Origin of the sequence: Cytobacillus firmus NBRC 15306 (assembly GCF_001591465.1) — a bacterium.
Classification (GTDB): domain Bacteria; phylum Bacillota; class Bacilli; order Bacillales; family Cytobacillaceae; genus Cytobacillus; species Cytobacillus firmus.
Window position 1 is genome coordinate 1 of sequence record NZ_BCUY01000108.1, and the last position, 10,251, is coordinate 10,251.

A 10,251-nucleotide genomic window follows, 5' to 3' on the forward strand; every position below is an offset into this window, starting at 1 on the left:
AAATGGGGCCTTAGCTCAGCTGGGAGAGCGCCTGCTTTGCACGCAGGAGGTCAGCGGTTCGATCCCGCTAGGCTCCACCAATATACATAATACGTCAATCCTTAAACCAGTGCGGTTTAAGGATTTTTTGTTTCATAAATATCAAATCAGCATCTGAAAAATTAGGACTTCCTTCCCCTAAACCCGCATATATATACACGATTTTGTCGAGTTGAGTCATGTGTTTGAAAGCGGTTAAAATATAGATATGAAGGGAAAGGGAGGACATGTATTATGAATAGACAGAAATTATCGATAATTGGGATGCCGATGGATCTTGGCCAGATGAGACGCGGTGTGGATATGGGGCCAAGTGCGATTCGGTATGCCGGAGTGAATGAACGTTTAAAATGTTTATTTGAAGAAATCCATGATCAGGGCGATATTGCTATCGGCCGCCCGGAGGTCCAAATCGATCCAAATTCAAATCTTCGAAACTTGCACCTTATTGCTGAAAAAACAGAGATGCTTGCAGAAAAAGTTGATCACGCAATAAAAGGCGGTTCTTTTCCATTAGTGCTCGGCGGCGACCATAGCATCGCGATTGGAACATTGGCAGGGGTATCAAAGCACTATACGAATCTTGGTGTAATCTGGTATGATGCCCATGGTGATTTAAATACAGCTGAGACATCACCTTCAGGAAACATACATGGCATGCCGCTTGCTGTAAGCCTGGGTATGGGCCATCCGCTTTTAACCAATGTTGGGGGATATGGTCCAAAGGTTAAGCCCGAGAATATTGTCATTATTGGGGCAAGGTCATTGGATGAAGGAGAACGGGAGCTTATTAAGGAAAAAGGCATTAAAGTGTACACCATGCATGAAATTGACCGACTTGGAATGACAAAGGTTATGGAAGAGTCTATTACATATTTAAAAGAAAGAAATGCAGATGGTGTTCATCTGTCTCTTGATTTAGATGGGCTGGATCCTCATGATGCACCGGGTGTTGGAACTCCGGTTATTGGCGGTATCAGCTACCGTGAAAGCCACTTGGCCATGGAGATGCTTGCAGAAGCACAAATCATTACATCGGCTGAATTTGTAGAGGTTAATCCCATTTTGGATGACAAGAACAAAACAGCTACTGTAGCAGTTGCGCTTATGGGTTCACTATTTGGCGAGAAGCTTCTATAATAAAGGAAAATAAAAATGAGCAGAACATAGACAAGTTCTGCTCATTTTTTTGCTGTGAGTGTATAATATTTATTTAGAAGTTCATCGAGTTTTATGCTGGTATCAACTACCATGTGATCTGTAAAAGATCCGGAAGCTGCTAATTGAATCATTCTTGTCCGGCAATCCTCAATATCTCTCAATAATTCCTTAACACACACCGTAACCAACCCTTTTCGATAAATTTAGTACTTTTATACCCTAAAAGAAAAAAATTAAACCAGAATAAGTAAAAATTTGCTAATATAGAAATTGAATGTTTTTTTAATTAAAACGAAACCTTTTCCGCTATCGATTCGTATTATCGATTAGCCGCACTGGAGCGGAGGTAAAAAAATGGAGACAATTGTAAAGAAGAGGATAAAGCAAGTATTAAAAGGCGACCAGGATGCCTATGCTGAAGTTGTTGAAATTTACAAAGATAAAGTTTTTCAGATTTGCTACAGAATGCTGGGAAACAGGCATGAGGCGGAGGATATCGCTCAAGAGGCCTTCTTAAGAGCTTATGTAAATATTGCCAGCTTTAATATTGACTTGAAGTTTTCCACATGGCTCTATCGGATTGCCACTAACCTTTGTATAGACAGAATCAGAAAAAAGAAGCCTGATTATTATCTGGATGCAGAGGTCGCCGGAACAGATGGACTGAACATGTATTCTCAAATCGCTTCAGATGCGAGGCTGCCGGAGGATGATGTAGAAAGCCTGGAACTGCAGGAAACAATCCAAAGAGAAATATCGAAGCTTCCTGAGAAATATCGTTCGGTTATTGTTTTAAAATATATTGAAGAGTTATCGCTGAACGAGATCAGTGAAACACTCGATCTTCCATTGGGAACCGTAAAGACCCGGATTCACCGGGGCCGGGAAGCTCTTAGAAATCAATTAAGATATGTTTAATAAAGAGGGTGAGAACTTTGAAATGTCCAGCAGAAATGGTTGTTTATATGCACGAGTACCTAGATGAAGAGATCTCAGCCGAACATGAGAAGGAATTAAGGGCACATCTGCAAAACTGCGGGGAGTGTCAAACTCATTTCCATGAATTAAAGAAAACGATCGCTTTAGTCCAAAGCACTTCACATATACAGGCACCTGAAAATTTCACGGCAAAGGTTATGGCGAGATTGCCAAAGGAAAAGCGGAAAGTCGGGGTTCAGCGCTGGTTCAGGCATCATCCGCTTTTAACGGCGGCGTCACTCTTTCTTGTTCTGATGATGGGAAGCGTCGCATCTTCCTGGGATCAGGATCACCAATTATCCGTTTCTAAGCAGCCGAACCTTGTGGTGCAAAACGATAAGGTGATTGTACCTGAAGGTGAAGTGGTAAAAGGGGATGTAGTGGTTAAGAACGGCGACTTGGAAATTCAGGGCGAGATCGAGGGGAATGTTACGGTCATCAATGGCCAGCAGTATATGGCTTCGGCCGGCAATGTCACTGGAGAAATCGAAGAGGTTGATGCCATATTCGAATGGCTGTGGTATCACATCAAAACGGCAGCTAAGGATGCTGTATATGTCTTTGAAACCGGAGAAACAGACAAAGAAAAGTAGTCAATAATAAAGAGAATCCCTGCTATAAAGCAGGGATTCTTAGTATGTAAATGACAATGCTGAATTTTCCAGATGGCATATGCTGTTTCAAAATTGGAATTAGCGATGAATATGATATAATATGAAAGTTACATAAAGGAACATTAGGCATTTTTGCTTTTGAAATATATATTTGGAGGAAGGATAATGTCGTTTGCGGATTTCTCTATTTTGAAATTGTTGGCTAATACAATAGACATTCTCCTTGTCTGGTACGTCATCTATAAACTCATAATGATTGTTAAAGGAACAAAGGCTGTCCAATTGCTGAAGGGGATTTTTGTCATTATCCTGGTTAAAGTAGCAAGCGACAAGTTCCATCTGCAAACATTAGGGTGGATGATGGAGCAAGTGCTTTTATGGGGATTTCTGGCCATCATAATCATTTTCCAGCCGGAGCTGCGAAGAGCACTGGAGCAATTGGGAAGAGGAAGATTCTTCTCAAGGACGGCTAATCAGGAGGAAGAAAATCAGGAGAAACTGGTCGAATCTATTGCGAAGGCCGTAGATTATATGGCTAAACGGCGCATTGGCGCGCTTATTTCAGTTGAGCGGGAAACAGGTTTGAACGATTATATTGAAACCGGTATTGGGCTGGATTCCAAAATTTCATCTGAGCTCCTGATTAATATATTTATACCAAATACACCGCTGCATGATGGAGCTGTTATTATTCAAAAAAATTGTGTGGCGGCAGCTGCCTGTTATCTGCCTCTGTCAGAAAGTCCTTTCATCTCAAAAGAACTCGGCACCAGACATAGGGCAGCTTTAGGCATAAGTGAAGTAACTGACAGCATAACCATTATCGTTTCAGAGGAAACAGGAAGTGTTTCCTTAACCAAAAACGGGGAGCTGCACCGTGACTTAAAAGCTGAGGCTTTTAAAGATATGCTTTCAAGTGAATTACTTGCTCAGCAGAAAATAAAGCAGACTTCTTCAGGTCTTTGGAACTGGAGGGGGAAAAAGAATGGATAAGTTAATTGATAAAATGGTAGACACCCGCTGGTTTATGAAAATTGTTGCCTTGATTCTTGCCCTTTTTCTTTTTGACTCTGTGTATGATGCAGATAAGGAATTAAAGGAAATAAATGTTCCTGGTCAGCAGGATTCAGCCATTATTGAAGATGTTCCAGTGAAAAGCTATTATGATACGGAAAACCTGGTCGTAACCGGTACGCCGGACACAGTTGACTTGAGTCTGGAGGGCCCAAAAAGCCACCTTGAGTCAGCGAAAAAACAGCAGAACTTTGAAGTATATGTAGATTTGACGAATGCAGAAATTGGCTCGCAAAGAGTAGAAATTAAGATCCGTGATATCTCAGATAAACTGGATGTGACCATTAACCCTCAATATGCAGATGTGACCGTCCACGAAAAAGTCACACAGGAATTTAAAGTGGATGCAGAATTTAATAATAGCCTTCTTGGTGAGGGCTATACGGCTGAAGCGGCATCTGCAGAACCAAAGACGGTTAAAATCACGGGGGCAAAAGAAGTGATCGAGCGGATCAGTTTTGTCAAAGCAACTCTGGATGTGAAGGGCCCTATAACCGAGACAATAGCTGATGATGCAACAGTCAGGGTATTGGACCGTGAGTTGAATAAGCTTGATGTCATTGTGGAGCCTCAGGTGATTCGCGTAACAGTTCCGGTTAAGCAGTTAAGCAAGACGGTGCCTGTTACGATCGTCCGGAACGGGGATCCTCAAGATGGGGTAACCATTAATTCGATTAAACTTGATGTTAATGAGGCTTCTATAACGGGCCGGGAAGATATATTGAATGAGACGGAAAGCGTCAGGGTAGAGGTAGATGTGAGCAAGATTGAGGAAGATACTGTGCTCACCCTGCCTGTTATTATTCCGGATGGCATTTCAGCAGTGGATCCTAAAACAGTGAAGGTGTCCGTTGACGTCAGCACTAAAGAGAATGCAGGCAAAGAAGAAGAAGAGGAAATTACAGAGGAGCCTGCCGAAGAAACACAGGCACAGGATCAAGAGGTAACCAAGACCTTTTCAAGCCTTCCCATTAACTTAGCCGGCTTATCCGAAGAATATGAAGCGGTCCTTAAAAATCCAGCTTCCGGAAGGACAAGTATTACGGTTACCGGGAAAAGCAGCAGAGTTCAGGATCTCAAAACGGACGATTTTAATCTGTATTTGAGCCTGGCAGACCTTGGAGAAGGTGACCATGAGGTCCCAATCAATATAGACGGCCCTTCAGGGGTGGATATAAAGCCTGCTGCAGGTAAAGCGACCATAACGATTACACAAAAAGAAGAAGCTTAATATAGTTTTTAAAGTTAGAAGGAGCGATTATAAAATGGGTAAATATTTCGGTACAGATGGAGTACGCGGAGTTGCAAATAGTGAATTGACACCGGAGCTGGCCTTTAAGCTGGGCCGCTTTGGGGGTTATGTATTAACAAAAGACCATGATCGTCCGAAGGTATTAATCGGCCGGGATACCCGTATTTCAGGCCATATGCTGGAAGGCGCACTTGTAGCAGGGCTATTATCAATTGGAGCAGAAGTTATGCGCCTTGGAGTCATTTCGACGCCTGGTGTCGCTTATTTAACAAAAGCATTGGGGGCAGAGGCTGGAGTCATGATTTCTGCCTCTCATAATCCGGTTGAAGATAACGGAATCAAGTTCTTTGGCCCGGATGGGTTTAAGCTGTCTGATGATCAGGAAGCGGAAATTGAGGAATTAATGGATATGGCAGAAGATCAGCTTCCAAGACCGGTCGGAGGCAGCCTTGGGCAGGTAAATGATTACTTTGAAGGCGGACAGAAATATCTTCAATACTTAAAGCAGACAGTTGATGAAGATTTCTCCGGCATTCACATTGCGCTTGATTGTGCGCATGGAGCTACTTCGCCGCTTGCCACGCACCTATTCGCTGACCTTGATGCAGATCTTTCCATGATGGGCGCATCTCCTAATGGTTTAAATATCAATGCAGGAGTCGGATCTACTCATCCTGAGGCACTATCTGCCTTTGTAAAGGAAAGAGAAGCAGATGTTGGTCTGGCATTTGATGGAGACGGAGACCGTTTGATTGCCATTGATGAAAATGGCGATATTGTGGACGGCGACCAAATCATGTATATCTGCGGAAAATACATGAAAGAACAGGGAAGACTTAAGCAGAACACAGTCGTTTCTACTGTCATGAGCAATCTTGGCTTCTATAAAGGGCTGGAAGCCAACGGAGTCGAAAGTGTGCAGACAGCTGTAGGCGACCGCTATGTTGTGGAAGAAATGAAGAAGAATGGCTACAACCTTGGCGGAGAACAGTCAGGTCATATTATTTTCCTGGACTACATCACAACGGGAGATGGACTTTTGACGGGGCTTCAGCTTGTGAACATTATGAAGGTAACTAAAAAGCCATTATCTGAACTTGCAAACGAAATGAAGAAATTCCCGCAGAAGCTTGTGAATATCCGTGTAACAGACAAGCACCATGTGACAGACAATGAAAAAGTGAAAGAAGTCATTGCACAGGTTGAAGAAGAAATGAACGGAAACGGCCGCATTCTTGTCCGTCCTTCCGGAACAGAGCCGCTGGTCCGCGTCATGGCAGAAGCGCCAACAGGTGAACTATGTGCTTCATATGTAGAGCGCATTGCTGCTGTTGTTGAGAGTGAAATGGGATTAAAAGAGTAAAAAGCACAATTCATATGCATAAGGGAACTCCTAAGCTCCCTTATGCATATTTTTATATATGGCAGCTTCCATTTTTATATATGGATATTTGTTGACGGAAGTCTGACTTTGATGTATGATAGTCCTGTTTTTGTATTTAAGAATACAGGACATCTTTATTCAAGAAGAGAAAGGTGGATAGTGAGAGAGAATAATAATTTAAAGCGCCTGAACTGATCCTGGACGTAAGGATTAGTTGACGAGGAGGAGGTTTATCGAATGTTCGGCGGATGCCTCCCGGTTGAAAGCACAACCGATGATTTCTTCTTTAAAACATTCAGGCAACTGAATGGACAAAGAGAAGGGAATGCTAAAATTAAGAAACGCTCTTCTAAGAGGCTGTAATGCCCCCAGAGCGGCGTATATAAAAAAACAGAGATAAGGGGCAGGACTGCCCCGAAAAGGCTTCTTGCCCCTTCATTATTAGGAGGAAAAGAAGTATGTGTGGAATCGTTGGATATATCGGAAGTTTAGATTCAAAAGAAATTTTATTAAAGGGCTTGGAAAAGCTTGAATATAGAGGATATGATTCTGCTGGAATCGCAGTTATGAATGATAATGGCGTTCAGGTTTTCAAGGAAAAAGGCCGTATTGCGGACCTTCGCAATATTGTTGATGAAGATGTAATGGCAAACACAGGAATTGGACACACCCGCTGGGCGACTCACGGTGTTCCGAGCACAGTCAATGCCCACCCTCATCAAAGCAATTCCGGCCGTTTTACGCTTGTTCATAATGGCGTTATTGAGAACTATGACATTTTAAAGCGCGAATACTTGCAGGGAGTAGCTCTTCAAAGTGATACAGATACAGAAATCATCGTTCAGCTGATTGACTTATTCGTGAGCGAGGGATTAAGCACTGAAGAAGCGTTCCGTAAAACGCTGACACTTTTAAAAGGCTCTTATGCAATTGCTCTTTTGGATGCCGAAAACGATGAAACGATTTTTGTTGCAAAAAACAAGAGCCCGCTTCTGGTTGGACTTGGTGAAACTTTCAATGTAGTCGCTTCTGACGCAATGGCGATGCTGCAGGTTACAGATCAGTATGTTGAATTGATGGACAAAGAAATCGTTATTGTCACAAAAGATGCTGTTCAGATTCAGACACTGAATGGTGAGGCTGTCAGCCGCGATCCATATACAGCTGAATTGGATGAAAGCGATATTGAAAAGGGAACATACCCACACTACATGCTGAAAGAAATCGATGAGCAGCCTTTAGTGATGCGCAAAATCATCCAGAAGTATCAAAATGATAATGACGAGCTGACGATCGATCAGGAAATCGTTGACGCAATGAACGATGCTGACCGCATTTATATCATTGCTGCAGGTACTTCTTATCATGCAGGACTTGTTGGAAAGCAGTTTATTGAAAAAATCGCAAAAATTCCAGTTGAAGTTCACATTTCAAGTGAGTTTGGCTACAATATGCCATTGCTTTCAGAGAAGCCGCTATTTATCTTTATCTCTCAGAGCGGTGAAACAGCAGACAGCCGTGCCGTGCTTGTGAATATTAAGGAAATGGGCCATAAGGCGTTAACGATTACAAACGTTCCAGGTTCAACTCTATCCCGTGAAGCGGATTACACATTATTGCTTCATGCTGGCCCTGAAATTGCCGTTGCTTCTACAAAGGCATATACAGCCCAGATTGCTGTATTATCCATTCTTGCAGAAGTAACTGGGAAGAGCCGGGGATTGGAGCTGGACTTTAACCTTGTACAGGAGCTCGGCATCGTTGCAAATGCCATGGAAGTTCTTTGTGATGCGAAGGAAGAGTTCGAAGACATTGCACGCAAATTCCTTTCCACTACTCGCAATGCGTTCTTCATTGGCCGTGGAATCGACTTCTATGTCGGCCTTGAAGGTGCACTTAAATTGAAAGAAATCTCATATATTCAAGCTGAAGGTTTTGCAGGCGGAGAATTAAAGCACGGAACCATTGCTTTAATCGAGAACGGTACGCCAATCATTGCCCTGGCAACTCAAGAAAGTGTTAACTTAGGCATTCGCGGCAACGTCAAAGAGGTTGTTGCCCGCGGAGCAAACCCTTGCATCATTTCCATGAAAGGGCTGGAAACAGAAGAAGACAGCTTTATCATTCCGGAAGTGAACGAGCTATTAACACCTCTTATCTCTGTAATACCTTTACAATTAATCTCTTACTTTGCTGCGCTGCACCGCGAGTGTGACGTAGATAAGCCGCGTAACCTGGCTAAGTCGGTTACTGTGGAGTAAGGAAATATTCCCCCTGAAACGAGTTGTTATAGCAAAATGAAGTTTTCCCCAAGGCAAATAAACTGTTCCCTTGGTCAAATAAATTGTTCCCTAAAACGAGTGAAAATTGGAGTATTTCCTCCAGTTTTCCTCGTTTTTTTTATGTCCAAAAGCTGAGAAAAAGCCAGAAAAAAGCCTGATAAAGCAAGAAGGAAAATAGAAGAAAAAGCCCGATAAATCAACGATTTCGAGATAAAAAGCAAGAGGAAAAGAGAGAAAAAAGGCAGGAGAAAAAGCAGGAGAAAGAACAGGAAAAGAAAGGGGAAATGCTGGATTTCAGGGAACGACTAATTTTACTGATTTTTTATGATTCTTACATAAAATAGGAGAAAAAGAGGGCGAGTTAGGGAACAAACGATTTGCCTACAGAAAATGGAAAAATGGAGGAAAGGCAGGAGTGGCAAGGGTTTGTGAGAAGGGGGGAGGGAACACTTCTTTTTTGCAACTACACGAGTTGTTGAAAGACAAAAAAGTCGGGAACTGAACAAAAAAGTCGGGAACTGAACAAAAATGTTGGGAACCGTACAAAAAAGTCGGGAACTGACTTGGAAATTGTCAATCAACCAATATGTAAGAAAACGGTCAATTAAGACTCAATCCAAATTCAGGATTGGGTCTTTTTTTAAATAAAATTAGGAACTAGAAAAGAAGGATATTATTTTTTTAAACCAAATGGATATTTATGTTAAGATAAAAATTGTAAATGAATGTACTTTAATTAATGGCTTAGGATAGTTGAATAAATGAGCAGGTTTATTAATGTTGTAATATTCCAACTCCTAATTTTGCACAATGTGGTATAATTTCTGCGTATTGGAAATTTATGAAAATGGAGGACTGACGTGAATCGCTCTTTCTTTGCTTTGTTAGTCAGTCAGACTACAACTAACCTTGGCTTTGCATTATATACAATGGTCGTTGTTTTACACCTATTTGATAAGACTGGTTCTACGACATTAGCTGCAACGGTTACATTGGTTAGTGTTGTTTCTCGGATGATAAGCACTATATTCCTACCTATAATTTCAGATAAATTTAAACCACCCAAATTGCTAATGTATTCTCAGATGAGCCAATTGATACTTCTTTTTGTATTATTTGAATTGTTTCTTCAAGTAATCAATACGATAAACATAATTATCATCTTTATTTTGTTAGGGTTTATATCATTTTTTAATGGATTTTTTTCTCCTGTAAAATCATCAATAGTTAAGTCTATTGTTTCAAGAAGTCACAGAGTGAAAGCTAATAGCCTTATATCAAGCGTGGACCAAACATTTTTATTTGCTGGTTGGACCTTTGGAGGGGTACTTTTAGCTTTTCTTGGCAAACAAAATACTCTTTTCATTACAATTTGCTTAATTATAATATCCATACTCTCTTTATCATTGGTAAAAGCTAATATGTCTTCAAAAGTCGAATCACAAGAAGGAATAATCACTCGCATAG

The 10,251-nt window shown here is 41.5% G+C and carries 10 protein-coding genes and 1 tRNA gene; 10 read left to right on the plus strand and 1 reads right to left on the minus strand.

The features are described 5' to 3' along the window. Positions 1-4 precede the first annotated feature (4 nt). Together BFI01S_RS19495 and rocF are read left to right on the plus strand one after the other, a co-directional pair. Positions 5-80: transfer RNA gene (locus BFI01S_RS19495), tRNA-Ala, on the plus strand. 193 nt (positions 81-273) lie between these two features. After that, positions 274-1,179 (plus strand): arginase, encoded by a 906-nt coding sequence (gene rocF, locus BFI01S_RS19500; RefSeq protein WP_061794086.1) that lies wholly within the window; start codon positions 274-276, stop codon positions 1,177-1,179. A gap of 41 nt (positions 1,180-1,220) precedes the next feature. Here the strand turns inward: rocF and BFI01S_RS24435 are convergent, their stop codons facing one another. Continuing rightward, entirely contained in the window at positions 1,221-1,379 is a 159-nt protein-coding gene (locus tag BFI01S_RS24435) for an aspartyl-phosphate phosphatase Spo0E family protein (RefSeq protein ID WP_082138940.1), read from the minus strand. 175 nt (positions 1,380-1,554) lie between these two features. On the opposite strand from BFI01S_RS24435, the gene sigW reads away from it, so the two are divergent. The 8 genes from sigW to BFI01S_RS19535 form a co-directional block, all read left to right on the plus strand. Beyond that, complete coding sequence (gene sigW / locus BFI01S_RS19505; RefSeq protein WP_061794087.1) at positions 1,555-2,118, plus strand: RNA polymerase sigma factor SigW; 564 nt, start codon at positions 1,555-1,557, stop codon at positions 2,116-2,118. A 17-nt stretch (positions 2,119-2,135) separates the two neighbouring features. Further along, entirely contained in the window at positions 2,136-2,771 is a 636-nt protein-coding gene (locus BFI01S_RS19510; protein ID WP_061794088.1) for an anti-sigma factor family protein, read from the plus strand. Between the two features lie 186 nt (positions 2,772-2,957). Then, positions 2,958-3,785, plus strand: coding sequence for a diadenylate cyclase CdaA (cdaA, locus tag BFI01S_RS19515; RefSeq protein ID WP_061794089.1), 828 nt, complete (start codon positions 2,958-2,960; stop codon positions 3,783-3,785). Next, positions 3,778-5,097, plus strand: coding sequence for a CdaR family protein (locus BFI01S_RS19520; RefSeq protein WP_061794090.1), 1,320 nt, complete (start codon positions 3,778-3,780; stop codon positions 5,095-5,097). The genes cdaA and BFI01S_RS19520 overlap by 8 nt, the downstream gene beginning before the upstream one ends. A gap of 34 nt (positions 5,098-5,131) precedes the next feature. Further along, positions 5,132-6,481 carry a phosphoglucosamine mutase gene (glmM, locus tag BFI01S_RS19525; RefSeq protein ID WP_035331918.1) on the plus strand — a complete coding sequence of 450 codons (1,350 nt, stop codon included), beginning with the start codon at positions 5,132-5,134 and terminating at the stop codon, positions 6,479-6,481. Positions 6,482-6,739: 258 nt separating this feature from the next. Beyond that, the gene (locus tag BFI01S_RS24440; RefSeq protein ID WP_258752018.1) at positions 6,740-6,865 is read left to right on the plus strand and encodes a hypothetical protein; all 126 of its coding nucleotides are present in this window, start codon (positions 6,740-6,742) and stop codon (positions 6,863-6,865) included. A gap of 95 nt (positions 6,866-6,960) precedes the next feature. Further along, positions 6,961-8,763, plus strand: a complete 1,803-nt coding sequence (gene glmS, locus BFI01S_RS19530; RefSeq protein WP_061794091.1) for a glutamine--fructose-6-phosphate transaminase (isomerizing) — start codon at positions 6,961-6,963, stop codon at positions 8,761-8,763. A gap of 881 nt (positions 8,764-9,644) precedes the next feature. Beyond that, positions 9,645-10,251 (plus strand): MFS transporter (locus BFI01S_RS19535; protein WP_156478356.1); only part of this gene is annotated, 607 nt, incomplete at its 3' end.